This window comes from Frankia sp. Mgl5 (assembly GCF_023242985.1).
Lineage (GTDB): Bacteria > Actinomycetota > Actinomycetes > Frankiales > Frankiaceae > Parafrankia > Parafrankia soli.
Genome location: NZ_JALKFY010000640.1, coordinates 24,565 through 47,070, shown reverse-complemented (window position 1 = coordinate 47,070; position 22,506 = coordinate 24,565). Strand labels below are relative to the sequence as shown.

Genomic DNA, 22,506 nt, shown 5'->3' with positions numbered 1-22,506 from the left:
CCGGTTCGTGGCGGCCTGCTCCCGAGGCCGTCGAGTGGCTGATGGGGTTCCCGGAGGGCTGGACGGACGTCGAGTAGCCCGGCTGGGGAACGCGGTGGTGCCGCAGGTCGCCGAGCATGTCGGCCGGGTCCTCATGGCCGGTGCGGCGTGACCGCGGACGCGCCCGGTGCGACACCCGCCGAGCGGCGCCAGATCCTCGCGCGCGCCCTCGCCGTCGGGGCCGTCAAGTCCCGCATCCGGACCGCGTTCGACACCCAGCCCTGCGGCCACTGCCGTAAGCCCGTGCTGTCCGGCGGGCACCGCAAGCCCGGTGCCGTCTGGTGGTGCGACGACCGGATGTGCCGCGCCGAACGGGACCGGCGGCGCAGCGAACGGCACCGGCGTCGCCACGGCGGCCGGGAGCGGTCCCGGTCGACGTGTGAGCACTGCGGCGGCCCCTACTACCGGAACGCGGGCAGTACCAGCCCGTACCGGCTGTGTACCCGGCGGGCATGCGAGACGACGCGGGAGCGGTGGCAGCGGTGGGACCGGCGGCAGCCTGACCGGTCGCGGCCGATTGGGGAGATCGGTGCGGATGAGCCGGGGGTGACGTGGCGGGAGCACCGGGCGGTGCTGTTGCGCGAGCTGGACCTGTTCGACCGGTACCGGGCTGCCAGGGAAGCGGCATGACCGGGGCGGGAGGTGCGTGACGGAAAGCCTGCGGAAAGCGCTGGGGATAACTCCGGAAAGCCTGGCAGAAAGGCGTTCCGGGGTTTCCGCGTGCACGGTGTTCGGCCTGGCCAGGCGGTTTGTTGGGGGGCCGGTGTGCGGGCCGGTGAGGTCACATGAAGGGACGGCCGTGCGCACGTGCAAATGCCCCGTACGGGGTATGCTGGGGGAAGTCTTCGAGGTGTCCCACCGGGCAGTTAGCGTCTGCCCGGTGGGAACCCGCCTCAAGGGCGAGCGGAACGGACGGGAATCCGAACCGCGACGCACCACCCCTGTTGATGGAAGCAACAGAGAGAGCAGTGCATTGCCTATTCTGCCATGCCCGCGCGTGATCTTCCGTGCGGATGCGGCCTCCGTCACCACCAGCACAGTCGGTGACGTCTGAGATGGCCCGCATCAGAACGATCAAGCCCGACGCCTTCGCGTCCGACTCCCTCTCACAGGTCCCCGTCCGTGCACGCTGGACCTTCGCGGGCATCTGGACCTACGCCGACGACGACGGCCGGTGCCGCGCCGACGCCCGGCTGATCAAGGCCCACGTCTACCCGCTCGACGACGACATCACCGCGCGCGACGTCGCGGCCGACCTCGACGCGCTCGAGCACGTCGGCTGCATCCGCCGCTACGAGGTGGCCGCCAAGCTGTACCTGCACCTACCCGGATGGGCCGATCACCAGAAGATCAGCCACCCGACCAAGAGCAAGATTCCGGCTCCTCCGGAGTCCTCCGGAAATCCTCCGGAGCCCTCCGGCAGGCTTTCCGGCCCCGGAAACGCCCCGGTTGAGGCCGCAGGAAGGTTTTCCGAGACGTCCGGAGCGTCCGCTGACGTGCTCGACGCACAGACAGCCCAGAGTCGCGACGGCATCACCGCGGAGAGTGGCGACACCGGCATAACCGCAGGTCAGGCAACGTCTCCGGAGTCCTCCGGAAATCCTCCGGAGAATCTCCGGAGCCTTCCCGAGACCCTCCGCCCTGAAGTGGAAGTGGAAGTGGAAAGGGAAAGGGAAGAGGGAAGGGAAGAGGATCTAAAAGCTGGGGGCACGCACAGCGCGCCACCCCGCAGCGGAGGACCGAAGCGAGGAACCCGCCTCCCTGAGGACTGGGAGCCGGACCGCGGCCTGAAGCAGTGGACCCTCGACCAGGGCATGACCCCGGAGCAGGCGCGACGCACCGTCGAGGACTTCCGCGACTTCTGGTGCTCGAAGACCGGCAGGGACGCGACCAAGACCGGTGACGTCGGCTGGGCCCGCACCTGGAAGCGCTGGGTCCGCGAGGAGATCCGCCGCGGCCAGCGCACCCGCTCGAACGTGCGGCCGCTCACCCGCGCCCAGCAGTCCGACCAGATCCTCGACGCCGCCGAAGCCCGCCTCAACGGCGCCACCGAGCCCGACCAGTCCTCGATCTTCCCCTTCACCGTGATCGACGGCGAAGTCATCCACGGAGAGACCGCATGACGCCGAACGAAGTGATCCAGCTCCTGAAGCTCATCCGCGGGTTCTCGCCGAACTTCGCTGTCAACGAGGGCACCCCGACCGCGTGGGCAAGCCTCCTCGCAGACATCCCCGCCGACGTGGCCGCCGCCGCCGTCCGCACCCACTTCGCCAGCAACGGCCCGTGGATCATGCCGGCCGACATCCGCCGCCACGCCGCCACCGCCGCCGGAGTCCTCCCGCCCGACGTCGCCACCGCCCGAGCGCAGGCCATCGCCCTCCGGACCTGGTACGGCCCGGCCGGCACCCCGCTCCCGGGCCCCTCCACCCGCCCGGCCATCCACCCCGCCGTACAGGCAACGATCAACCTGGTTGGCATCGAACAGGCGTGCTCGATGAGCCTGTTCGACTGGCGGACGGCCTACGCCCCGCGCGTCGCCGAGTTCGAGCAGCGCGCCCTGGCCCCGGGCGGGATCGCTGGCGCCCGGCGAGAGATCGCCGCACCGCCGCCCCGGCCACGCCCGGCGCTCGAGGCCCCGCCAGCACCGGAGACGTTCGAGAAGGCCGTCGAACTCCGCTCCCGCCGCGTCGCCGACCTCGCCCGCCTCGACGAGGCCATCGCATCGCTCGGTGGCGACGTCCGGTTCCTGCTGCCGAAGAACACGAACCCGACCAGCAGGTTCGGGCAGGCTGCGCTCCGCCACCGCATGCGCGACTACGGCGCCGACACCGACATCGACGAAGCGATGCGCCGCGCCCGCCTCGAGATCGCCCGCCACACCGACAGCGCCGAAGCCGCCGACTTCGAAGCCCGGCGCGCCGCTGCGCTGCGCGCCCTCGAGGCCATGGGCGACGACGGCACCGAGGCGACCGCGTGAGCACCGACGCCGCTGTCGAGCTGACCCGCTGGGCCGCGAACACCACCCCGGCCAAGCCCCGGAAGCGGATCTACCAGCTCACGGACGAGGACGACTACCAGGCGTGGCTCGACCAGCTCGCCGCCCGCATGGCCGACGACCGCGCAGGCGCCGAGCGCGCCGTCCGCAAGCCGACGACGTGGAAGCCCCGGCCCGAAGTCGAGGCCGCCTGATGGCCACCTTCGGGAGCGCGGACGACTTCGACCCGCTCGACGAGCCACTGCCGCCAGGGCAAGCGGCACACCTGGTCACCTCGGAGCTCTCCGCCTCGAACTTCTCCACCGAAGCGCATCGGCTCATCTTCGAGACCGTCAAGGACCTCCACCAGCGCGGACTCCCACACGACCTCGTCGCTGTCGCCGTCGAACTCGACCAGCGAGGCCATCTCGAGGCCGTCGGAGGAATCGAATACCTCCTCCGATGCGCAGGCGCGGCCGAATCCGTGAGCGCCACAGACCTCCGGCGTTTCGTCGCCGAGATCCGGGAGGCGCCCGCCAGCGCCCCCCGGGACCCCCGCAGCACACCCGACATCAACCAGACCAGCCGCGAGGAGAACCCCGTGACTACCACACCCGAACTCGACATGATCACCACCGTCGGAGACCCGACGATCAGCCCCATCCCCGACGTGCGGATCGTCAACGTCACCCCGGACATGGCCGCCGACTGGCTCGCCAACCGCAACACCCGCAACCGCAACCTCGGCGACCGCCGCGTCGCCGGCTACATCGCCGAGATGAACCGCGGCGACTGGCGCTTCAACGGCGACGCGATCCGCTTCGACACCGACGGGAACCTCCTCGACGGCCAGCACCGCCTCGCCGCCATCGTCGGCTCCGGGGCCACCCAGCCGTTCGTTCTCGCCGTCGGCCTGCCCGCCTCGGCGCAGGACACCATGGACCAGGGCGCCAAGCGCACCATCGGCAACGTCCTACAGATGCACGGCATGGCCGACTCGAGCAACATCGCCGCCGCCGCGCAGCTCTGCTGGGGCTACGTCCACGGCACCCTCGGCAACGCCCAGAGCCAGCAGCGCCGCGGGACCTCGCAGCAGATCGTCACCTTCGTCGACGGGCGCGCCGAGACCCTCGACGCCGCACTCAAGCAAGGCCGGGCGCTCCGCAAGATGCTGCCGATCCGGATCTCCACGGCAGCCGCCGCCTACTGGATCATCGCGCAGGCCGAGCCCGAGTACGCCGCCCTGTTCTGGGGCCCGCTCCTCGACGGCGCCGGACTCACCTCCGGTAGCCCGATCCTCGTCCTGCGGAACCGGCTCACCCGCGAGGCCGGAGCGCCCCGCAAGGCCGAGACGAGGCAGATCCTCGCCGCCTACATCAAGGCGTGGAACGCCTGGCTGGAGGACCGGCCGATCTCGCTGCTGATGTGGCGGGACAACGAGCCGTTCCCGAAGGCGAACCGGCCGGCGTGAGCGACGAGAAGTTCCGGATGGGCCCGCCGGCTGGCTACGTGCCGCCGGCGGCCCCACCACCGGAGCCCGCCGACGAGCGCACCCGGGCCGCCGCACTGCGCGCGCTCCGCCAGGCCCTCGCCCACCGCGGCCCCGCCTGCCAGTGCCGGCACGGCTCGCACGTCCACCGCCACCGCAACCCGTCCGCCAGCCACTGCGGCATCCGCGACTGCGACTGCACCAGCTACCGGAAGGCATGACCGTGACCGACCAGCCCGACACGACCGACGACATCGCCGTCATCGACGCCCACCAGTGGGCCCTCCTCGTCGGCATCGACCTCGAGGGCGGCGCCCATGTCATGTCCAGCCGCGTCGACCGGCCCGAAGCCGCGCGGTTGCTGCGTCTGCTCGCCGACCGGTTCGAGGCCGCCCACACGGCCACCGGGCAGCCCCGGTGAGTCAGCGTTCGGGCCCGGTCGGCGGCCGGCGCACCACCCGCCGCGTCAAGAACCAGCCGCCCGCCACCCCGAAACCGGACGGCAACCGGGCCGCCCGCCGCGCATGGAAGCGCTACGAGGCTCGTGGCACCCCGAAAGCCGCGTTCGCACCCGAAGAGGCGCAGGACGGGCAAACGGCCGCCCACGGCCCGGCTGGGCGGCACCACGGGTGCAGCGCGGACGACACCGAGGAGCAGACCACCCATGGCTGACCCCAGCATCACCATCACCATCGACACGGCCGACCTCGCTCGCGCCGTCGCCGACGAACTCGACCGTCGCGCCGGCCAGCTCCTCGGGTGGGCGATCACCTTCCGGACCGACTACGGCGGCGTCGTGCTCGACGACACCGACCTGTGCGGCACCGTCGCCGAAGCCACCGCCCTCGCAACATCCCGAGACCTCGACCAGTTCGGCGACGGCCCGGGGCGCCGCGGGATCGCCGCCCTGCGCGCCCAGGCCGCCAAGCAGGCCGCCGACGGGTTGGACGACGCCGACGGGCCCGTCACCCGCGCCGCCCTGTACGCCGCGCACACCCCCTGGCCGTTCATCGCCGTCTGGGCCGCCGACGGCGACCGCTGGTGGCAGGTCGCATACGACGGCGACGCGGACGGCATCGGCTGGACCGAGGTGCCCGCCCCGGACGCCACGCTCCGCCGACTCCCGGGCTGGGTCGAGATCCCGCAGGCCACCCCGGCCGCCAGCGAGGAGCCGGCCGACACCCCCGGCAGCGACCACGACATCGAGATCGTCAGAAGCGCCGACGGCCGGTGGCACTGGTCCTGCGGCATCTGCGCGTGGGTCGGCGCCGACATCGGCACCGAGAAAGCCGCCCGCGCCGAACACGCGAAGATCGCCGCCGACATCGCCAGCGGCAAGCTCCGCCCGGCCGAGACCAGCGAGGACAGCGAGCGATGATCCGTACCCACACCCGAACCCACGTCCACATCACCCACGCCAACCCGTACCTGACCTGCGACGAGTGCGGGCAGTGGATCACCGGCTGGCATGACGACAGCCAGTGCGGCTGCGACAACGGCTTCTGGAACCTGCCCTGCAAGCACGGCGCCGGGGCTACGTCCGCCTGCCCGTCATGGGGGCCGGTCGACGGCTGCAGCTGCCAGCAGCATCTGGGCCACGTACCCCACGGCGAGCCACCCGCCCCGGCCGAGACCAGCGCCGAGGGGGAGCGCCGTGCCTGAGCACACGATCGCCGTCACCTTGGCGGCACCCACCGACGAGGCGCTCGGCGCCGTCGACGCCCTCACACAGGCCGCCCTCGCCTGGGCCATCTGCACCACCCCCGGCGCCACCGTCAAGGTCCGCTGTGACTGCGACCAGGACGACCCGATCGACCGATGGACCTGGCGAGACCTACGCACCGCACTCACCTACGCCCTCGGATACGGGGCGCTGATCGTGCTCGCCATAGGTGCAGTCAAGGGCACCCGGTGAGCGCCCAGCGCGCCACCTGCCCCCACTGCCGCCAGGCGATCCTCATCCGCGTCAACGGCCGCCTACGAGGCCATCGCGCGCTGGACGCACAAGGACGCATCACCCGAGCCCTCTGCCACGGCAGCGGCCACGCCGCCACCACCCGCCAGCTCATCCCACACGCCGAGGAGGTCGCTCGTGCCGACTGAGCCCGACGGCGAGGTCTTCACCCTGCTGCCACACGAAGCCGCGCGCACCATCGCCCAGCTCCGCGCCCGGGTCGCCGAACTGGAGGCCGCCGCCATCACGAACGCGCGGCGATGGACACAGGAACTCGGCAGGCTGGGCCAGCGCGCCAACACCGCCGACACGCAGCTGGCCACCGTGCTCGACCGCCTCGACCAGGTCCGCGGCGAACTGACCACCGCCCAGCGCGACCAGGCCACAGCCACCGCCCGGATCACAGACCTTCGGGCCGCGGCCACAGTCGCACACCAGCGCGCCGACACCGCCGAGGCGGCCGTGGAACGGGTACGGGCAGCGCTGACCGACATCGAAGCCGAGGCCGAGAAGCGCCGCGGCTACCGCGAGACCCAGGCAGCCGAGCGCTCCGGGCTCATCATGGCCATCAGCCGCATCCGCGAGGCCCTCGACGCCGCCGGCACGCCGGCACCCGTCCAGCAGGCCCGCGAGCCCAGCACCGCCGAACACGGAAGCTGGAAACCGCAGATCTTCCCCATCGTCGACGCCTTGCGCGCCCTCGACTGGACCGACTTCAACCCGACCCGCCTCGATGACCTCGCCGATGTCGCCGCGGTCATCGCCGCCGAGCTGTTCCCGCCGGCCAGCGGAGATCAACCGCATAACATGCCGGCCAAGTTCACACCCCACACCGGCGAGGCCTGCCCCAACCGGATCGAGGTCACCGGCTGGGGCATGACGGAACGCGAATGGGTCTGCGGATGCGACCCACGGCCAGACGCTGCCCCGCCGGCCGAGACGACCAGCCCGAGCGAGGCCACATGACCGCGCAGCCCCACCACGGCACCGGCCACATCACCAACAGCGCCGACCCAGGCTGGTGCGTCTACTGCGGCGCGGCCATCCCGCTCCCGCCAGCGTGGGACTGGCCGGCCGCCCGCGCGGAGGTCATCGTCCGCGCCGCCGAGACCGCCCGGCGGCAGCACCAGGACCGGCGGCGGCAGGCCGAGCAGCAGGCAGCATGGCGCCGCCTCGACGCGCTCGTGACATGGGCGACGAGCGCCGCCACCTGGGCCCGCATCGCACGCCGCATCACAGCCGCATGACCGAACACCAGAGCGAACCCGGAGCAAACTGATCACATGGACGAGCGGGAACCGGAGGCCGAACACCAGGCCACACGAACACCCGGTAACGGACGGTACATACGTACCCAACAGAGCGCTGAACGTGACGCCGAAGCGCTCCGCCACCGATCCCGCGGCATGCCCTACCGAGACATCGCCCTCACCATGGGCATGGCCTCCGTCAGCAGCGCCCACGACGCCGTCCAACGCGCCCTCGACGCCACCATCCCCAACGAACCCGCCGCCGAAGTCCGGCAACTCGAACTCGACCGGCTCGACCGCATGCACGTCGCCGTCATGGCCGTGCTGGAGAAGCAGCACGTCACCGTCTCCAACGGCAAAGTCATCTACCTCGACGGTGAGCCACTCGAAGACGACGCGCCCGTGCTCCAAGCGGTCGACCGGCTCCTGAAGATCCAGGACCGGCGGGCGAAGCTCCTCGGACTCGACGCCGAGCAGAAAGTCAGCGTGGCCGGCGGGGTCCGGTACGAGATCGTCGGCATCGACCCGGCGGAGATCATCGGCGAATGAGCGTTGCCGGCGTCGACCTCGCGCCACCCCCCGGGGCCGTCGTCCGCTTCGAACCGCGGGGCGCCGCCATCGAGATGCTCCGCTCGAAGGCGACAGAGATCCTCATGTCCGGTGCGGCCGGCACCGGCAAGAGCGTGCCGTGCCTGATGAAACTGCACCTCGTCAGCCTCGCGAAACCTGGCGCGCGGTGCCTCATCGTCCGCAAGACGCTCGCCAGCCTTGGTGCATCCACCCTGGTGAGCTTCCGCGAGCGGGTCGCGAAAGAAGCGATCGACGCGCAGCTACTGAAATGGTTCGGCGGATCCTCGCAGGAGGCGCCCGGCTACCGGTACCAGAACGGCGCTGTCATCAACGTCGGCGGCCTCGACCAGCCCACCCGGCTCCTGTCCACCGAGTACGACATCGTGTTCGTTGACGAGGCCATCGAAGTCACCGTCGACGACGTCGAGACGATCCTGTCCCGGCTCCGCAACGGCAAGCTGAGCTACCAGCAGCTCATCATGGCCACCAACCCCGACGGCCCCACCCACCATCTGAAGGCCCGGGAACGGGACGGCCGGCTCAAGATCCTGTACTCGAAGCATGAGGACAACCCGCTCCTGTACCAGGACGGCGAGTGGACCAAGACCGGCCGCGGCTACCTCGACCGGCTCGAGAACCTCTCCGGGGCCCGCTACCACCGGTTGCGCTGGGGCCGTTGGGTCGCCTCCGAGGGCATGATCTACGAGGCGTGGGATCCGGGCGTCCACGTCATCGACCCGTTCCCCATTCCCGACACCTGGACCCGCTGGTGGAGCGTGGACTTCGGGTACACGAACCCGATGGTCATCCAGTGCTGGGCTGAAGACGGCGACGGCCGGCTCTACCTTTACCGGGAGCTGTACCTCACCAAACGCACGGTCGAGGAGAACGGCCGGGAGATCCTCGCCGAGGTCGCCGACCTGAACCCGGAAACCGGCCGGTGGGCCTGGCGGGAACCCCGCCCCCGGGCGGTCATCTGCGACCACGATGCTGAAGGCCGCGTCGTCCTGTCCACCACAGTGGGCCTGGGCACCATCCCAGCGAAGAAAGGGGTGGCCGACGGCATCCAGGCCGTCCAGAAGCGACTCAAGCCGGCCGGTGACGGCCGGCCCCGCCTGTTCATCATGCGGAATGCCGTCATCCGACGGGATCAGGAACTCGCCGACGCGCGCCTACCGACCTGCACGGAGGAGGAGTTCCCGCAGTACATCTGGCGGAAGCCCGGCGCGACTGCGGCGAGCCAGGCGCCGAAGGAAGAGCCACTCAAAGAGAACGATCATGGCATGGACGCGCTGCGCTACCTGTGTAACGAGCGGGAGATGGGCGCCCCGCGGATCCGCAGCATGGGCTGACCCCCACGCGACTGAGCCCCCGCGCGTGGCGGGGGCTCGACGGGGGGCGGGGCCGGTCAGTCGACGAGCGGCAGCAGCTGCCGCACCGACCGGGGCCGCACGTGAGTGATGCTCCGCGGCCGCGGCCCGTCGACGCAGGCCGGCAGCGACTGCACCAGCCGATACCGGGCGTGCCCGTTGCAGTGGCAGCACCAGCACTGCCCGACGGCCACGACCCGCACCGGGCCGTGTAGCGACGTCTTGCTGCCGATGTAGTAGACCAGCGTGCCGGCCTGGGCGATCGTCATGATCGGTCCTCTCGGGTCAGTGGGGTGCGGGGCGGTCAGGCGGCGGGGGCGTACCGGGCCGCGGGCGTCGTGGTGGCCGGGCTGGCGAGGGCCAGGCGGACGGCGGCGATGTGGTAGCAGCCGCCGTGCTCGGCCGCGCCCTGGCAGGTGCAGTCGCTGGTGGTCGCCTGGTAGGTGCCGTAGGCGCCGGCGACCAGGTACAGGCCGTGGAAGTGGCGGGACCGGGTGCGCTCGACGCCACCGGCGGCGACCAGCCGGACGGCCTTCGCGACCTGCTCGGGGCTGAACTCGGTGGTCTCGGTGGCGACCTTGCGGGCACAGACGGGCCCGTAGCCGGTGGCGATCGACTTGGGGTCGGTGAGCTTCCGGCCGCAGCGTCCGCAGTTGGTGTGGGCGGTGGTGGTGGCGGTCATCTCGGCTCCCCGTGGTCGGTGTAGACCATAGGTTACCCGCTAACCGGTTACCGGTCAACGGACGGCCGGTAGAGGGGTGGCGGCTACACTGCACCCATGACGATCGCCAGCGAGGTGGACAAGATCCTCGCCATCGAAGACCCGCGCGAGCGGGCAGCCCACATGACCGCGTTCATCGAGGAGACGAACCGCGCGCTCAGCCGAGTGCGCGACGCGCGCAAGGAGACGATTCGGGAACTACGCGGGACCGGCCTGTCTCAGCCGAAGATCGCCGAAGCTGTCGGCGTATCCCTGTCGACCGTGAAGACCGTGCTCGGATGAACCGGACCGTCCCAGCGTCTGACCTGCACGTCACGGGCAGACCGGGATACCCCTCCCGCGTATCGTGATCGGCATGCGTAGACCGCGGGCACGCCTCGCCAGGCCACCCCACGGCCTGCTCTCCCTCGCCGCCCTGCTATGGCTCACCGGGCTACTCACCGCAGGGGTGTGGGTCCTCGCCGGGATCGGGTGGGGTCTGCTCGCCGCCGCGGTGGTTGGTGCGGTCGCGCTCGGCCTGGCTGACGAGGTCACCAAGCCCGACACGGCCACGAACGGACGCCTGTGAAGTCCCTCGTCTCCGCCATCCGGGCCGCGCGCACCCCCGCGCAGACCACCACACCCGTCCCCTACGTCGGCCGCGCCTACGGCTCCGGCTTCTCCGGCCTCATGCGCCCCGCTGGTCAGGAAGCCGAGCTCAAGAGTCTCGGAGCGAACGGCACTCTGTTCGCGATCGTCAACAAGTACGCCGCCACCACAGCCGCCGCCACCTGGCACCTCAACCGACAGGCCACCGGCCGGAACACCGAACCGGTCGAGGTCACCTCACACGCCGCCCTCGACCTGTGGAACAAACCGACGACGAACGCCCACTACACCCGGACCCGGCTCGTGAAAGCCTTCCAGCAGCACAAAGAACTGGTCGGCGAAGGCATCCTGGTCGTCGTCAAAGTCGGCTCCCTGCCGATCGAGCTGTGGCCCGTGCGCCCCGACCGGATGGAACCCGTCCCGCACCCGCAGCGGTACCTGGCCGGGTGGATTTACCACGGCCCGGACGGCGAGCGGGTCCCGCTGCTGCCCGACCAGGTGATTCAGATGCAGCAGGCGCCGTGCCCGTGGGATCCGTACCACGGCATGGGCGCGGTGCAGACGATCCTCACCGACCTGTACTCGGCGAGCGCAGCAGCAGAGTGGAACCGGCAGTTCTTCATCAACAGCGCCGAACCTGGCGGTGTCGTCGAAGTCGACCGCCGCCTGTCCGACGACGAGTTCAACGAGATGACCGCCCGGTGGCGCGAGCAGCACCAGGGCGTCAACAACGCCCACCGCGTCGCCATCCTCGAGCAGGTCAAGTGGGTGCAGAACGCGTTCTCGCCCCGCGACATGCAGTTCGTGGAACTCCGCGGCGCGTCCTCGGAGATGATCCGTCAGGCGTTCGCGTTCCCGAAGACCATGCTCGGCGACATCGAGGACGTGAACCGCGCGTCAGCCGAGGCTGAGACGTACATCTTCGCGTCCGGGCACACCGTCCCCCGCCTGTCCGACATCCGTGACGAGCTCAACGCCCGACTTCTGCCGATGTACGGGCCGACCGGCCGCGGTCTTGAGTTCGCCTACGACAGCCCCGTCCCGGAGGACCGGGAGGCCGACGACCGGGAACGCACCAGCAAGGCGACCGCCGTCGCGACGCTCGCCGCGGCCGGCTACGACCCGGCCGCCGTCCTGGACTGGGCTGGCCTCCCGCCCATGGACTACACGGCACCCGCTGCGCCCGGCGCTGGCCTGCCCGGCCGGTCGCTTCCCGGGCCGAAAACCCCCTCCGAGGTGGACGGTGCGCGTCGTCCGCTGGCGCTGCCCGCGCACAACGGCCACCGCCACCCGCACCCGCCCGCGCTACCCCCAGCGCGGAACGCCGACGACGAGGACGACCCCGAGCCTGACCTGTCCGGTGTCCGTGACGACCTCGACGAGGCACTCGACCGGTTCGAACAGCAGTTCGCGCCGATCCTCGCCCGGCAGATCGACGCGCTCGTCGAGCAGGTCGAGACCGCGATCGACGATGACGACCTCGACGCGCTCACTGACCTCGCGGTGCCGGACGATCTGACCGGGGCGGATCTGCTGCGCCGGGCGCTCGGTGACCTCGCCGCGACCGCGGCACAGCGTGCGGCGCGGGAGTGCGCAGCGCAGGGCGTGGACGTCGTCGCCCCGGACGTCGACGAAGACCTGACCGACCTCGGCCTGCCCGACATCGTCGCGTTCGGCGCCGAGCTGGTCGAGATCGCCCGCGTCACCGCCGAACTCGCCGCGGCCGGGCTCGCCGGGTCTGCCGCGCGGGAGGCGCTGCGGCACTACACCCCGGGTGCGGTCGGGTCCCGGGTCGCCGGGAAGGTGCGCGACCGCCTCGAGGCGCTGAAGGGCAGCGACCGGGCGGCGCAGGTGGGTGCGGCGATGCACCGGGCCACGAACCTGGCGAGAGGTGCGGCATTCGCTGCTGCGCTGAAGCTACGCCGCGGGGGGAAGATCTACGCGAGTGAGCAGAACGACCCGAACGCCTGCGAGCCGTGCCGGGACTGGGACGGCCACGAGTTCGCCACGCTGGCGGAGGCGCGGGAGATGTACGACGCGGGCGGCTACCCCGACTGCCTCGGCCGCGAGCGCTGCAGAGGCACGTACTTCATCCGGTGGAAGAAGGGCTGACGATGAACGAGACGTTCGTGTTCGGGTTCTCGCTGGTCGCGCTGGCCGTCTCGCTCGCGAGTCTTTTGTACAACCGCCGTAACTACCTCGCGGCGAAACGGCGGCTGGCGGAGCTCCAGGCCCGGCGGGGTGGGCTGGCGGATGGCGGAGTGATCCGGTTCGAGAACCCGAAGGTGACCGACGAGCAGGCGCGCGAGGTCGCCCGGCTGATGCGCGCGGCGATTGCCACCAGGCCCCCGGTCGCCTGACATGCCACTGCCTAGAAGCCGCGCATCCGACCGGGCCGCCATCCGCGACCGGTCCGACTGGGCGCACGGCCGACACCGTCAAGTGCGCGCGCCGCGCGCCGACCATCTCATGGTTGTCCTCGGCCGGGGGTCGGGTCGCTGCTGGTGCGGCGAGACGGCAGGCCACGACTGGCCCGGCCGCGATACCGGCGACCCGCACCCGCGCCGTGCGAAGGAGAGCACGCCGCCGCCTGACCGTGGCTGAGAGTCTCGTCCGGGTTGGCACGGCGGTCATCGACTGCCCGGACTGCCCGTGGCCGATCCACCTCGCCCTACTCGCCCGCGTCGGTGCGCGATCGGTGGCCGTCGACGCGGAGACAGCAGGGGTGCGGTTGGCGCTCGCCGTGCACCGGAAGCAACACGAGCCCGACGACGAGGACTGAGAACCGTTCTCATCTGGGGTTCTGGCGCCGTCCAGTTCCGGTACCTGGCATGCCCGAATCCTGTGGATAACTTCCGTTCTGCAACCCGAGAATCAAGACTTATCGGGCCTTTGACGTTACGTCAGAGTTCGCCCGGCTCGTGCGGTGAGGGAGACCGGGCCGGGCGCGACCCCGACCCCTTGAGACCCGACCCGCCAGCCGCCGCCCCGTCCCCGCGCAAACGAGAGTAACGCCGGTCACACCCCCACGGCTAGGGGTGCCACCCCCGTCCGGCAGACACCTCGCGGCATGCCCAGACCCTCCGTAGGCCCCGTTCGTGCAGTTCGCGCCGTTCATGGTGGATACTGATCGCGTAATGGTCAGCATGACCATTTGCGATCGTCACCGGAGGTGCCACGTATGGAGCTGGTCGCAGCCGTCGACCTCCCACGGCGCCTCCGCGCCCTCCTCGACCACGCCCGACCCGTCGAAGCGACCACCGGCGACTGGTACCGGCTCGCCAACGCCGCTGGCGACGACGACACCGACGCCGAACTCACCATCTACTCGACGATCGGCGGCTGGTACGACAGCGTCACCGCCACCGGCTTCGCCCAGGCCCTCGCCACCGTCACCGCGAAGAACCTCACCGTCCGGCTGAACTCGCCCGGTGGCAGCGTCTTCGAGGGCATCACGATCGCGAACCTGATCCGCTCGCACCCGGCCAATGTCACGGTCGTGGTCGACGGCATCGCGGCCAGCATCGCGTCCGTGATCGCGATGGCCGGCGACACGATCATCATGCAGCCACAGTCACAGCTCATGATCCACGACGCGATCGGCATGACCTACGGCAACCAGGCCGACATGATCGAAATGGCCGACCTGCTCAACCGCCAGTCAGACAACATCGCCCGCGCGTACGCCTCGAGGGCCGGCGGCCGATACGACACCTGGCGCGGCCGCATGAAGGCCGAGACCTGGTACATGGCCGACGAGGCAGTCGCCGCCGGCCTGGCCGACAAGGTCGCCCAGTACGACCGGCCCGCCAGCACGCAGACCGCGGACGCCGGCGAGTCTGGCCCCGTCGAGGAGACCGAAGACCTCGCCGCCCAGGTGAAGCCGTGGGACCTGTCGATCTACCGGTACGCCGGCCGCGAGCAGGCACCCGCACCCGACGCCGCCGCAGCCGATGCCAGCGACCCGCACATCAAACCCGTCGGACAGCTACCCGAGCAGCCCGCCGAGATCGCCGAAGACCGGCGCGCCTGGGCCACCCTCGACGAGCTGATCACCGCGCGGCTACGCGAGGAGCTCGCCAACTTCGCCGACACGTTCGCGGACCGCAAGGTGGACCCGCCGCCCGCCCTCCGGCCGGCGGTCACCCCGGACCAGGCCGACGCGATCCAGCAGGCCGCAGCCGCCGCCACCTCCACCGACCCGATCGACGACTGGGCCGCCACGGCAGCCCGTCTCACCACGACCAGCGCTGACGGCGGTTGGGCCGCAGCAACCGCACACCTGACAGGAGCCTGACCAGTGCCCACGACCGCCGCACCGCCCGTCCCGAAGACCAGCGCCGAACTCGCCGAGATGCTCGCCGACCCGGCCCGCAGCAAGCAGATCCTCGCCACCTCGGACAGCCTCCGCGAGTTCATCGACGGGTACGCGCAGGCCCAGCAGGGCGACGGCACCGACCTCAACCGGCAGATCGCCGAAGAGACCCAGCGGCAGATCGCCGCCTACCTCCGCGAGCACGCCGACGACGCCAACGCCACCGACGTCCGCCGGCTCAACCTCGACCCGCAGACCCGCCCGGCGAACATGCTCAGCTCTCACCGGCAGGCCACCGCGCACAACCCGACGGCTCCCGGCGTCGTCCTCGACAAGGAGTTCGCCAACGCCGCGGACTACTTCCGGACGGCCTGGCATCTCAACCGCGACCCCGAGGCCCACGCGAAGATGGCCCGGATCAAGAACGCGTACAGCTCGGTGGTGCCGGCCGAGGGCGGGTTCCTCGTCCCCGAGACGCTGCGGTCGCAGCTCCTGTCGATCGCTCTGGAGCAGAGCGTGGTCCGCTCGCGGGCGACGGTCGTGCCGATGGAGGCGCCGCGCGTCCCCTTCCCGATGATCGACAGCACGACGAACGCCGGTTCGGTGTTCGGCGGCATGATCGGCTACTGGGGTGAGGAGTCCGCCGCCCTCCAGGCGTCGAACCCGCAGTTCGGCCGGGTCGAGCTCGACGCGAAGAAGCTCACCGGGTTCGCCCTGGTCCCCAACGAGCTTCTCGCCGACTCGCTGATCTCATTCGCCGCGCTGATCGAGACCCTGTGGCCGCAGGCGCTGGCGTTCTTCGAAGACGTCGCGTTCATGAGCGGTACCGGTGTCGGCGAGCCGCTCGGGTTCCTCGGCGCCGCGAACAGCGCGAGCATCGCGATCACCAAGGAGACCGGACAGGCCGCCTCCACGATCCTCGTCGAGAACATCATCAAGCAGTACAGCCGGATGCTCCCCGCGAGCCTGAACCGGGCGATCTGGGTCGTCTCGCCCGAGACGATCCCCGAGCTGTACACGATGGCGATCTCCGTCGGGACCGGCGGCGCGCCCGTGATGCTCGTGAACGCGGCCGGCCCCGGCCCGGCCACGATGCTCGGCCGCCCGATCGTCATCTCGGAGAAGGCCGGCCGCCTCGGCACCCGCAGCGACGTGGCCTTCGTCGACCTCAGCTACTACCTGATCGGCGATCGGCAGGTCATGTCGGCGGACAGCAGCACCGACTACCGGTTCGGGAACGACCAGACGGCGTTCCGGATCATCCAGCGCGTCGACGGCCGCCCGTGGCTGAAGACCGCGATCACCCCGGCGAACGGCGGACCGACGCTGTCCCCGTTCGTCGAGATCGAGACCAGGAGCTGACCGGGCGGGCGCCGGCCTTCACCTCCCGGCGCCCGCTACCACCCGGGCCGGCAGTGTCGCCCCGGCAGGGCACCGCAGACGGAAGGAAACCAGCATGGGCCAGAAGGCGCTCGGCCGCCTCATCAACACCACCCCCGCCGCCGACGGAGTGTGGATCAACCTCAAGGACGCGGCCGGGATCACGTTCCTGTGCTACCTCGCCGGCGCCGCTGGCGACACGTACACCCTGCAGGAAGCCAAGGACTCGTCCGGCACCGGCGCGCAGAACCTCGCCGTGATCACCGAGTACCACACGAACACCGGGAACGGATCCGACGCCTGGACCCGGCGCACCCAGGCCGCCGCAGCGACCGTCACCACCACCGCCACGGCCGTCCAGAACGCCGCGGTGGTCGAGGTCGAAGCGACGTCGCTGTCCGACACCTACAAGTTCGTGAAGCTCACGAGCACTGGTGCCGGCACGGTCAACGCGGTCGTCCGCGACCTGGCCGCGCAGCGGACCCCGGCGAACCTGCCCGCGATGGGAGTCTGACCGTGAGCACCCTCATCCAGGGCGATCAGATCCGGTCGCTCCTGTCCGGCATCAAGGTGTCCCGTGCCACTGCGGCACTCCCGCAGACCACGACCAGCACCCTGTTCACCGTCACCGGCGGCCGGGTCCTCATCACCAGCTTGGTCGGCGAGGTCACCACCGTCATCCAGACGCAGGCCGACAACACCAAGCTGTCCTTCGACCCGACGGACGCTGGTGCGACGCAGGATCTGTGCGCTGTCCTCGACATCACCGCCGACGCGGTCGGGACCATGTACTCCCTGACCGGCACCCCGGCGACGGCGATGCAGGACGCGTTGAACTTCCTGTCGAGTAACAAGGTGCTGGCACAGCCCCTGGTCCTCAAGCCCGGTGCGATCCTCCTGGACTGCGCCGCCAGCAACACCGGCGCTGTGAAGTGGGACCTGACCTACGTCCCGTATGACAACGGCGCGTCCGTGGCGGCTGCGTGATGCCGAAGACCACCGTGCACGGCGGGTCGAGCGTCGACGGGGCCGTGGACCCGCGGCGCGCCAGCGTTCTGGAGCTCCGCGCGCAGCTCCGGCTCGCCCGCGCCGGGAACGAGGCGTTCCTGGCCGACCGGACGTACCTCGAGGCCGACGCGCCGACGGCGGCGCAGACCCGCGAGCAGGTACGGACCCTCACCGACCAGGCGCACGCCCTCACCGGGCAGGTCGACGCGCTTGCCCGGCTGTACCTGGGAGGGTAGCCAGCCGCCATGGGCAAACTGTCCGCGCAAGGCGGCGCGTCGGCTGGCGGGTCTTCTACCAGCGAGGGCGCTGTCCTGCCGATCCTGGGTCGGCGGATACGGATCCGTGACGGGCGGATCGAGTTTTCCGCGGACGGGCAGCCGCCGGACCTGGTTGTGAGCCGCGATCCTTCTGCGGGTGGGCTTGCCGTAAACGGGGCGCCGGTCGTCTCCACTCTCAACGGGAAGACGGCGGCCCTCACCGTGACCGGGTCCACGCTGCTGGTACCGCGGCAGTCGCACTCCCGCGCGGCGTTGGCCGCTCGGTATCTGTCGGCCGCGCGGGTGGTGTGCCTCGGGTCCAGCACAACACAGGGCATTGGGGCTACGTCGATCGATCGGGCGTGGGTCGACCGGTGGGGGACGATGCTGCACCAGCGGCTCCCCACGCCCGGCGTGGTGGGTGGCCGGTATATCCCGGCCGTGGACACCGGGTGGACGTTCACCGGGACGCAGTCGCTCACGGTGGCCGGCATGGGGTTGCAGTCCAGGTCCCTGAGCGCGGGCGCGACGATGGCCCGCACCATCAACCCGTGCACCGCGGTTACCGTGCTTTTCGCCCAGGGGCCCGGTTCGGGAACGTTCACGGTCCAGGTGGATGCGCTCACCCCGGTGACGGTCACACCCAACACCGGCGGGGCCGCTGGCAGGCATGACGGGACATACACATCCCCGTCGGTGGCGGTCGGCTCCCACACGGTCACGATCGCGGCCACGAACGCATGTGTGATCAACGGGATTTACTTCCACAACGGAGACGAAGCCTCCGGGATCCAGGTCTACAACGGCGGCCGGTCCGGCGCGGTGACGTCGGACTTCGCGGGGACCGCGACGAATCAGCAGCGCATCGGCCAACTCGCCCCCGGGCTGGTGGTGTTGGCTTTCGGGGCGAACGAGTTTCAGGCGCAGACCAACCCGGCGGCGTTCCAGGCTGACCTCGAGGGGCTGATCGCCGGTATCAAGGCGGCGTGTGCGATCGACCCGGGTTTCGAGATCTGGGCCCAGCATCAGCGGTTGGATGTCATCGCCCCGACCTACCCGTGGTCGCAGTACGTGGCCGCGATGGCGGCCGTGGCCGACGGGGACGGGACCTGTCGCTTCGTAGACATCGGACAGCCGTTCCCTGTCTCGATGGCAACCGACGTGTGGTCGGTCCGGAACGCCGACACGGTGCACCTCAACGACCGCGGGCACGCCGAACTGGCCGACCTCGCTATCGAAGCCCTCACCACGCCCGTGGTGGCCCCGCTGGCTGTCGCGTCCAGCGCGGATACGCCATTCCTTCCGTCGTCCCTGCCGGGTCTGCTCGCCTGGTGGGACGCGGGAACCATCACCGGCCTGTCCAACGGGGATCCGGTCAGCACATGGACCCCACGCGCCGGCTCTGAGACGGCCGCCCTGACGCAGACCGGCACGGCGCGGCCGACCTACCGGACGGGGCGAATCGGCGGCCTCCCGTCGCTCCTGTGCGTCGCCGCGAACTCGCAGTGGATGGACACCGGCGCATGGGCGGCTTCGCACGCCGTGCCCCTGACCGTGATCGCCGTGTTCCGGTACACCACCGCGGTGGGGAACCTGATGAGCGGCCAGCCGGGAGCATTCGTCTACGCGGGGTTCGCGGGCGCGGGGACATTCTCGATCGGGGCCGGCGCCGTTGCGGACATCACGATCACCGAAACGATGGACGTGGGCAGCGCGCACATCGTCTGCGCGGTCTACAACGGGTCGTCGTCGTCGGTCCGGCTGGACAAGCAGAAGCCGACGACGACGGGAACGACCGGGACGAGTGGCGCCGCCACACTCTCGCGGGTGCATTTCGGGACCAACTCGGCTGGAACGTCAGTCTTCCTGGACGGCGAGGTGAGCGAGCTCCTCATCTTCGATCACGCGCTCACCGCGGCCGACGCATCGCAGGTGATGACCTACCTCGGTAGCAAATACAGCCTGTCGGTGTCATGAGCTGGGAGCAGCTCGCCGACATCCTCCGCGAGGCCCGGCAGCTCGCGCAGGAAGACGCTTCGGCGCCCCCGACAGCCTGCCCGGATGACGGGATCCCGCTCGAGGCGTCGCACGACGGCGGGCTGCACTGCCGGTTCTGCGGCTGGCGGCCTGGCGGCCGATACATAGGCGATGCCCTGGGAGGGCTCTGATGATGCTGCGACTGTCCCGCCTGCGGCTGGCGCTACTGGCGTTCCTGCTGGTCGCCGCCATCTCGGTTGTCGCCGTCGCCGCCGTCTCGCAGTCGCCCGCGTCCGCCGAGTCCACGGACACCGGTAACCCGTGGGTGTTCCAGGAGACGGACGACCAGGCCGAGGGGCTCGTCATCCGCGCGGCCGAGGGCGCGAACGGGCAGCCGTTCATCGTCTACGACTACCTCAACCAGCCGATCGGCGGTTTCAACCGTGCCGGCGGCTTCTGGGTCGCTGGCGACAACATCAGCAACTTTGCCGGCAGCGACATCTACCACGCGCAGACCACCATCTCCCCGGACGCCCCGAACGGCGCGGTGTGCGTCCGTAACGGCCAGCTGTGGATCGGCGGCCCGAACGGACAGATCTTCCGCTGCGCCAATCTGGGTGGCGGGTTCGGCTGGTGGCTGGTCGCATGACCATCTCCCGGCCGACGTACACGACCCGCGAGGCGGTCAAGGCGCGCCTGGACGTGAAGCTCACGGCCCGGATGGACGGGATCGTTGACGACGCGATCCAGGCTGCGGCCGAGGACGTCGACCGGCTGTGTCACCGCCAGTTCTGGCCGCAGGTCGACAGCCGCGCATTCGACTGGCCGACCCGGGAAAGCCCGACGTCGTGGCGGCTGTGGCTCGACCAGCATGAGCTGATCTCCATCACCGCCCTGACCGCCGGCGGCACGACGATCGCCCCCGCGGACTACCTGCTCTATCCGGTCGGCGGGCCGCCCTACACCCGCATCGAGATCAACCTGGGAGGGTCGGCCGCGTTCGCCCCGGGAGCCACCCACCAGAAAGCCATCGTCATCGGCGGCCTGTTCGGCTACGGCAACGATGAGACCGCCGCAGGCACCCTCGCCGCGCTGCTGGACGGCTCGTCGACGAGCCTGACCGTGTCCAGCTCGGCCGCGGTCGGCGTAGGCGACCTGATCCGCGTGGACGACGAGCGGATGCTGGTCACTGGCCGGGCCAGTGTGGACACCGGGCAGAACCTCGCCGCGGACCTCGCCGCCTCGGCCGCCGCCGCCGGGATGGTGGTCGCCGACGGGTCCGCGTACGCCCTGGGTGAGACGCTCGCCGTCGACACCGAGCGGTTCCGTGTCGAGGACATCACCGGGAACGTGCTCACCGTCCGCCGAGCCTGGGACGGATCCACCCTCGCCGCGCACACCTCCGGCGCCGACATCTACGCCCCCCGCACCCTGACCGTCGTCCGCGGCTACGCGGGCACGACCGCGGCCGCGCACACGCAGGGCGCTGCGGTCCGCCGGCACGCCCCGCCCGCGCTGGTACGGCAGCTCGCGCGGGCGGAGGCGCTCGCGACCGTGCAGCAGGAAGCAGCCGCGTACGCCCGGGTAGTCGGGAGCGGTGACAACGAGCGGGAGGCATCCGGCCGCGGCGTCAAGGCGCTCCGCGAGGACGTGTACGGCGCCTACGGGCGCAAGGCCCGGATCCGGGCGGTGTGACGATGCGCATCGACGTCGACATCGACACGTCCGGGCCGTTCTTCGACGGCAGGGCGGTCCGCGCCCTACACGACTTCGTCGACGAGGCGCCATACGAGATCGCCCGCGAGGGACTCGGGATCTACCTGTCCATCTACCGGCCGCAGGTCCGCCAGCCGACTCCCTACTACGAGTACCTCATCGAGCCGGAGAAGCTCGCAGAGTACGGCGTCGCGCACCTGTGGGACGGCGGCGAATGCGTGTACGGCCCGTGGCTGGAAGGCACCGGGAGCCGGAACAGCCCTGCGACCCGTTTCCCGGGCTACGGGTCGATGAAGAAGACCACCCCCGAGTTGCAGGCCGTGGCCGGGACCATTGCCGAACGGCTGTTCGCTGACCGGTACGAACGGCGGATGAACTGATGGCCCTCGGGATCCGGCAGATCCGGGACGCGCTCATCTCGCATCTGATGGTGCTCGGCGTGTTCGACACGGTGTCGGCGCGGGCCCCGGACGCGCTGCCTGGCACGGGCGTGCACGGGCTGGTCGCGTTCAACCGCATGGTCCCGGCTCGAAGCTCGGGGCTGGACGCCACCAGCATGGTGCCGATCTTCACCGTGTTCGTGCTCGTCCCGCTCGAGCAGGAGCCCGCCGACGACATCGACATCGTCCTGCTCGAGGCGACCGATCCGATCCTCGCCTCGCTGATTGGCGATTTCACGCTCGGGGGGCTGGTGCGGATGGTCGACGTCCGGGGCTCCGAGCAGTCCGGCGGCGGGACAGGTGCCGGGCTGACCGTGCAGACCGGACACATGACGTTCCCGGACCAGCGATACCGGTTCGCGGAGATCACCGTGCCGTTGATCGTCAACGACATCTACCCCGAAGCCCCGTAGCCCGACTTGCCCAGCTCACAGCACTCCCACACGCTCCGATAGGTG

General features: G+C 70.6%; 34 protein-coding genes. 32 read left to right on the top strand and 2 right to left on the bottom strand.

Going from position 1 to position 22,506, the window contains the following annotated elements:
- Positions 1-147: 147 nt before the first annotated feature.
- The 16 genes from MXD62_RS20105 (at position 148) to MXD62_RS20025 (ending at position 9,628) form a co-directional block, all read left to right on the top strand.
- Positions 148-669 (top strand): hypothetical protein, encoded by a 522-nt coding sequence (locus MXD62_RS20105; protein WP_248831065.1) that lies wholly within the window; start codon positions 148-150, stop codon positions 667-669.
- Positions 670-1,094: 425 nt separating this feature from the next.
- A complete protein-coding gene (locus MXD62_RS20100; protein ID WP_248831064.1) occupies positions 1,095-2,162 on the top strand; it encodes a hypothetical protein in 1,068 nt (355 codons plus the stop codon).
- Positions 2,159-3,016, top strand: a complete 858-nt coding sequence (locus MXD62_RS39285) for a hypothetical protein (RefSeq protein ID WP_285224125.1) — start codon at positions 2,159-2,161, stop codon at positions 3,014-3,016. The genes MXD62_RS20100 and MXD62_RS39285 overlap by 4 nt, the downstream gene beginning before the upstream one ends.
- Entirely contained in the window at positions 3,013-3,228 is a 216-nt protein-coding gene (locus MXD62_RS20085; RefSeq protein ID WP_248831062.1) for a hypothetical protein, read from the top strand. Before MXD62_RS39285 ends, MXD62_RS20085 begins: the two co-directional genes overlap by 4 nt.
- On the top strand, positions 3,228-4,484 hold the full coding sequence (locus MXD62_RS20080; RefSeq protein ID WP_248831061.1) for a DnaB-like helicase N-terminal domain-containing protein: 1,257 nt from the start codon (positions 3,228-3,230) through the stop codon (positions 4,482-4,484). The genes MXD62_RS20085 and MXD62_RS20080 overlap by 1 nt, the downstream gene beginning before the upstream one ends.
- On the top strand, positions 4,481-4,723 hold the full coding sequence (locus MXD62_RS20075; RefSeq protein WP_248831060.1) for a hypothetical protein: 243 nt from the start codon (positions 4,481-4,483) through the stop codon (positions 4,721-4,723). Before MXD62_RS20080 ends, MXD62_RS20075 begins: the two co-directional genes overlap by 4 nt.
- Before the next feature lie 2 nt (positions 4,724-4,725).
- On the top strand, positions 4,726-4,923 hold the full coding sequence (locus MXD62_RS20070) for a hypothetical protein (RefSeq protein ID WP_248831059.1): 198 nt from the start codon (positions 4,726-4,728) through the stop codon (positions 4,921-4,923).
- Positions 4,920-5,174 (top strand): hypothetical protein, encoded by a 255-nt coding sequence (locus tag MXD62_RS20065; protein ID WP_248831058.1) that lies wholly within the window; start codon positions 4,920-4,922, stop codon positions 5,172-5,174. Before MXD62_RS20070 ends, MXD62_RS20065 begins: the two co-directional genes overlap by 4 nt.
- The gene (locus MXD62_RS20060; protein WP_248831057.1) at positions 5,167-5,880 is read left to right on the top strand and encodes a hypothetical protein; all 714 of its coding nucleotides are present in this window, start codon (positions 5,167-5,169) and stop codon (positions 5,878-5,880) included. The genes MXD62_RS20065 and MXD62_RS20060 overlap by 8 nt, the downstream gene beginning before the upstream one ends.
- A complete protein-coding gene (locus MXD62_RS20055) occupies positions 5,877-6,164 on the top strand; it encodes a hypothetical protein (protein WP_248831056.1) in 288 nt (95 codons plus the stop codon). Before MXD62_RS20060 ends, MXD62_RS20055 begins: the two co-directional genes overlap by 4 nt.
- Positions 6,157-6,417, top strand: coding sequence for a hypothetical protein (locus MXD62_RS20050; RefSeq protein ID WP_248831055.1), 261 nt, complete (start codon positions 6,157-6,159; stop codon positions 6,415-6,417). Before MXD62_RS20055 ends, MXD62_RS20050 begins: the two co-directional genes overlap by 8 nt.
- The gene (locus MXD62_RS20045; protein ID WP_248831054.1) at positions 6,414-6,605 is read left to right on the top strand and encodes a hypothetical protein; all 192 of its coding nucleotides are present in this window, start codon (positions 6,414-6,416) and stop codon (positions 6,603-6,605) included. The genes MXD62_RS20050 and MXD62_RS20045 overlap by 4 nt, the downstream gene beginning before the upstream one ends.
- Complete coding sequence (locus MXD62_RS20040; protein WP_248831053.1) at positions 6,595-7,422, top strand: hypothetical protein; 828 nt, start codon at positions 6,595-6,597, stop codon at positions 7,420-7,422. The genes MXD62_RS20045 and MXD62_RS20040 overlap by 11 nt, the downstream gene beginning before the upstream one ends.
- Positions 7,419-7,703 (top strand): hypothetical protein, encoded by a 285-nt coding sequence (locus MXD62_RS20035; protein ID WP_248831052.1) that lies wholly within the window; start codon positions 7,419-7,421, stop codon positions 7,701-7,703. The genes MXD62_RS20040 and MXD62_RS20035 overlap by 4 nt, the downstream gene beginning before the upstream one ends.
- Before the next feature lie 159 nt (positions 7,704-7,862).
- Entirely contained in the window at positions 7,863-8,255 is a 393-nt protein-coding gene (locus MXD62_RS20030; RefSeq protein WP_248831051.1) for a hypothetical protein, read from the top strand.
- Positions 8,252-9,628 carry a phage terminase large subunit gene (locus tag MXD62_RS20025; RefSeq protein WP_248831050.1) on the top strand — a complete coding sequence of 459 codons (1,377 nt, stop codon included), beginning with the start codon at positions 8,252-8,254 and terminating at the stop codon, positions 9,626-9,628. The genes MXD62_RS20030 and MXD62_RS20025 overlap by 4 nt, the downstream gene beginning before the upstream one ends.
- Positions 9,629-9,684: 56 nt before the next feature.
- Here MXD62_RS20025 and MXD62_RS20020 read toward each other — a convergent pair whose 3' ends face one another.
- Positions 9,685-9,915 carry a hypothetical protein gene (locus tag MXD62_RS20020; protein ID WP_248831049.1) on the bottom strand — a complete coding sequence of 77 codons (231 nt, stop codon included), beginning with the start codon at positions 9,913-9,915 and terminating at the stop codon, positions 9,685-9,687.
- A gap of 35 nt (positions 9,916-9,950) precedes the next feature.
- Positions 9,951-10,328 (bottom strand): DUF6011 domain-containing protein, encoded by a 378-nt coding sequence (locus MXD62_RS20015; protein ID WP_248831048.1) that lies wholly within the window; start codon positions 10,326-10,328, stop codon positions 9,951-9,953.
- A gap of 96 nt (positions 10,329-10,424) precedes the next feature.
- Between MXD62_RS20015 and MXD62_RS20010 the strand changes: the two genes are divergently transcribed.
- The 16 genes from MXD62_RS20010 (at position 10,425) to MXD62_RS19935 (ending at position 22,461) form a co-directional block, all read left to right on the top strand.
- Positions 10,425-10,649 (top strand): hypothetical protein, encoded by a 225-nt coding sequence (locus MXD62_RS20010; RefSeq protein WP_248831047.1) that lies wholly within the window; start codon positions 10,425-10,427, stop codon positions 10,647-10,649.
- Positions 10,650-10,722: 73 nt separating this feature from the next.
- On the top strand, positions 10,723-10,935 hold the full coding sequence (locus MXD62_RS20005) for a hypothetical protein (protein WP_248831046.1): 213 nt from the start codon (positions 10,723-10,725) through the stop codon (positions 10,933-10,935).
- On the top strand, positions 10,932-13,067 hold the full coding sequence (locus MXD62_RS20000) for a phage portal protein (RefSeq protein ID WP_248831045.1): 2,136 nt from the start codon (positions 10,932-10,934) through the stop codon (positions 13,065-13,067). The genes MXD62_RS20005 and MXD62_RS20000 overlap by 4 nt, the downstream gene beginning before the upstream one ends.
- Positions 13,068-13,069: 2 nt before the next feature.
- Positions 13,070-13,315: a hypothetical protein gene (locus MXD62_RS19995; RefSeq protein WP_248831044.1), complete on the top strand. Its 246-nt coding sequence runs from the start codon at positions 13,070-13,072 to the stop codon at positions 13,313-13,315.
- A 236-nt stretch (positions 13,316-13,551) separates the two neighbouring features.
- Positions 13,552-13,737, top strand: coding sequence for a hypothetical protein (locus MXD62_RS19990; protein WP_248831043.1), 186 nt, complete (start codon positions 13,552-13,554; stop codon positions 13,735-13,737).
- Between the two features lie 399 nt (positions 13,738-14,136).
- Positions 14,137-15,252 (top strand): head maturation protease, ClpP-related, encoded by a 1,116-nt coding sequence (locus MXD62_RS19985; protein WP_248831042.1) that lies wholly within the window; start codon positions 14,137-14,139, stop codon positions 15,250-15,252.
- 3 nt (positions 15,253-15,255) lie between these two features.
- On the top strand, positions 15,256-16,632 hold the full coding sequence (locus tag MXD62_RS19980) for a phage major capsid protein (RefSeq protein ID WP_248831041.1): 1,377 nt from the start codon (positions 15,256-15,258) through the stop codon (positions 16,630-16,632).
- A 94-nt stretch (positions 16,633-16,726) separates the two neighbouring features.
- Positions 16,727-17,164, top strand: a complete 438-nt coding sequence (locus MXD62_RS19975) for a hypothetical protein (protein ID WP_248831040.1) — start codon at positions 16,727-16,729, stop codon at positions 17,162-17,164.
- A 2-nt stretch (positions 17,165-17,166) separates the two neighbouring features.
- The gene (locus MXD62_RS19970; protein ID WP_248831039.1) at positions 17,167-17,637 is read left to right on the top strand and encodes a hypothetical protein; all 471 of its coding nucleotides are present in this window, start codon (positions 17,167-17,169) and stop codon (positions 17,635-17,637) included.
- Positions 17,637-17,894, top strand: a complete 258-nt coding sequence (locus MXD62_RS19965; RefSeq protein WP_248831038.1) for a hypothetical protein — start codon at positions 17,637-17,639, stop codon at positions 17,892-17,894. Before MXD62_RS19970 ends, MXD62_RS19965 begins: the two co-directional genes overlap by 1 nt.
- 9 nt (positions 17,895-17,903) lie before the next feature.
- Positions 17,904-19,892, top strand: a complete 1,989-nt coding sequence (locus MXD62_RS19960; protein ID WP_248831037.1) for an SGNH/GDSL hydrolase family protein — start codon at positions 17,904-17,906, stop codon at positions 19,890-19,892.
- Positions 19,889-20,083, top strand: coding sequence for a hypothetical protein (locus MXD62_RS19955; RefSeq protein WP_248831036.1), 195 nt, complete (start codon positions 19,889-19,891; stop codon positions 20,081-20,083). The genes MXD62_RS19960 and MXD62_RS19955 overlap by 4 nt, the downstream gene beginning before the upstream one ends.
- Positions 20,083-20,541, top strand: coding sequence for a hypothetical protein (locus tag MXD62_RS19950; protein WP_248831035.1), 459 nt, complete (start codon positions 20,083-20,085; stop codon positions 20,539-20,541). Before MXD62_RS19955 ends, MXD62_RS19950 begins: the two co-directional genes overlap by 1 nt.
- Complete coding sequence (locus tag MXD62_RS39280) at positions 20,538-21,587, top strand: hypothetical protein (protein ID WP_285224124.1); 1,050 nt, start codon at positions 20,538-20,540, stop codon at positions 21,585-21,587. The genes MXD62_RS19950 and MXD62_RS39280 overlap by 4 nt, the downstream gene beginning before the upstream one ends.
- Positions 21,588-21,589: 2 nt before the next feature.
- Positions 21,590-21,988, top strand: coding sequence for a hypothetical protein (locus MXD62_RS19940; RefSeq protein ID WP_248831034.1), 399 nt, complete (start codon positions 21,590-21,592; stop codon positions 21,986-21,988).
- Positions 21,988-22,461, top strand: a complete 474-nt coding sequence (locus MXD62_RS19935; protein WP_248831033.1) for a hypothetical protein — start codon at positions 21,988-21,990, stop codon at positions 22,459-22,461. Before MXD62_RS19940 ends, MXD62_RS19935 begins: the two co-directional genes overlap by 1 nt.
- The last annotated feature ends 45 nt before the right edge of the window (positions 22,462-22,506 follow it).

What these genes read in the sequence shown, in the direction of transcription:
- MXD62_RS20100 (WP_248831064.1), top strand. Translation starts at nt 1,095, where the DNA reads ATGGCCCGCATCAGAACGATCAAGCCCGACGCCTTCGCGTCCGACTCC.
- MXD62_RS39285 (WP_285224125.1), top strand. Translation starts at nt 2,159, where the DNA reads ATGACGCCGAACGAAGTGATCCAGCTCCTGAAGCTCATCCGCGGGTTC.
- MXD62_RS20080 (WP_248831061.1), top strand. Translation starts at nt 3,228, where the DNA reads ATGGCCACCTTCGGGAGCGCGGACGACTTCGACCCGCTCGACGAGCCA.
- MXD62_RS20060 (WP_248831057.1), top strand. Translation starts at nt 5,167, where the DNA reads ATGGCTGACCCCAGCATCACCATCACCATCGACACGGCCGACCTCGCT.
- MXD62_RS20055 (WP_248831056.1), top strand. Translation starts at nt 5,877, where the DNA reads ATGATCCGTACCCACACCCGAACCCACGTCCACATCACCCACGCCAAC.
- MXD62_RS20035 (WP_248831052.1), top strand. Translation starts at nt 7,419, where the DNA reads ATGACCGCGCAGCCCCACCACGGCACCGGCCACATCACCAACAGCGCC.
- MXD62_RS20030 (WP_248831051.1), top strand. Translation starts at nt 7,863, where the DNA reads ATGCCCTACCGAGACATCGCCCTCACCATGGGCATGGCCTCCGTCAGC.
- MXD62_RS20025 (WP_248831050.1), top strand. Translation starts at nt 8,252, where the DNA reads ATGAGCGTTGCCGGCGTCGACCTCGCGCCACCCCCCGGGGCCGTCGTC.
- MXD62_RS20020 (WP_248831049.1), bottom strand. Translation starts at nt 9,915, where the DNA reads ATGACGATCGCCCAGGCCGGCACGCTGGTCTACTACATCGGCAGCAAG.
- MXD62_RS20015 (WP_248831048.1), bottom strand. Translation starts at nt 10,328, where the DNA reads ATGACCGCCACCACCACCGCCCACACCAACTGCGGACGCTGCGGCCGG.
- MXD62_RS20010 (WP_248831047.1), top strand. Translation starts at nt 10,425, where the DNA reads ATGACGATCGCCAGCGAGGTGGACAAGATCCTCGCCATCGAAGACCCG.
- MXD62_RS20005 (WP_248831046.1), top strand. Translation starts at nt 10,723, where the DNA reads ATGCGTAGACCGCGGGCACGCCTCGCCAGGCCACCCCACGGCCTGCTC.
- MXD62_RS19995 (WP_248831044.1), top strand. Translation starts at nt 13,070, where the DNA reads ATGAACGAGACGTTCGTGTTCGGGTTCTCGCTGGTCGCGCTGGCCGTC.
- MXD62_RS19985 (WP_248831042.1), top strand. Translation starts at nt 14,137, where the DNA reads ATGGAGCTGGTCGCAGCCGTCGACCTCCCACGGCGCCTCCGCGCCCTC.
- MXD62_RS19975 (WP_248831040.1), top strand. Translation starts at nt 16,727, where the DNA reads ATGGGCCAGAAGGCGCTCGGCCGCCTCATCAACACCACCCCCGCCGCC.
- MXD62_RS19965 (WP_248831038.1), top strand. Translation starts at nt 17,637, where the DNA reads ATGCCGAAGACCACCGTGCACGGCGGGTCGAGCGTCGACGGGGCCGTG.
- MXD62_RS19960 (WP_248831037.1), top strand. Translation starts at nt 17,904, where the DNA reads ATGGGCAAACTGTCCGCGCAAGGCGGCGCGTCGGCTGGCGGGTCTTCT.
- MXD62_RS19955 (WP_248831036.1), top strand. Translation starts at nt 19,889, where the DNA reads ATGAGCTGGGAGCAGCTCGCCGACATCCTCCGCGAGGCCCGGCAGCTC.
- MXD62_RS19950 (WP_248831035.1), top strand. Translation starts at nt 20,083, where the DNA reads ATGATGCTGCGACTGTCCCGCCTGCGGCTGGCGCTACTGGCGTTCCTG.
- MXD62_RS39280 (WP_285224124.1), top strand. Translation starts at nt 20,538, where the DNA reads ATGACCATCTCCCGGCCGACGTACACGACCCGCGAGGCGGTCAAGGCG.
- MXD62_RS19940 (WP_248831034.1), top strand. Translation starts at nt 21,590, where the DNA reads ATGCGCATCGACGTCGACATCGACACGTCCGGGCCGTTCTTCGACGGC.
- MXD62_RS19935 (WP_248831033.1), top strand. Translation starts at nt 21,988, where the DNA reads ATGGCCCTCGGGATCCGGCAGATCCGGGACGCGCTCATCTCGCATCTG.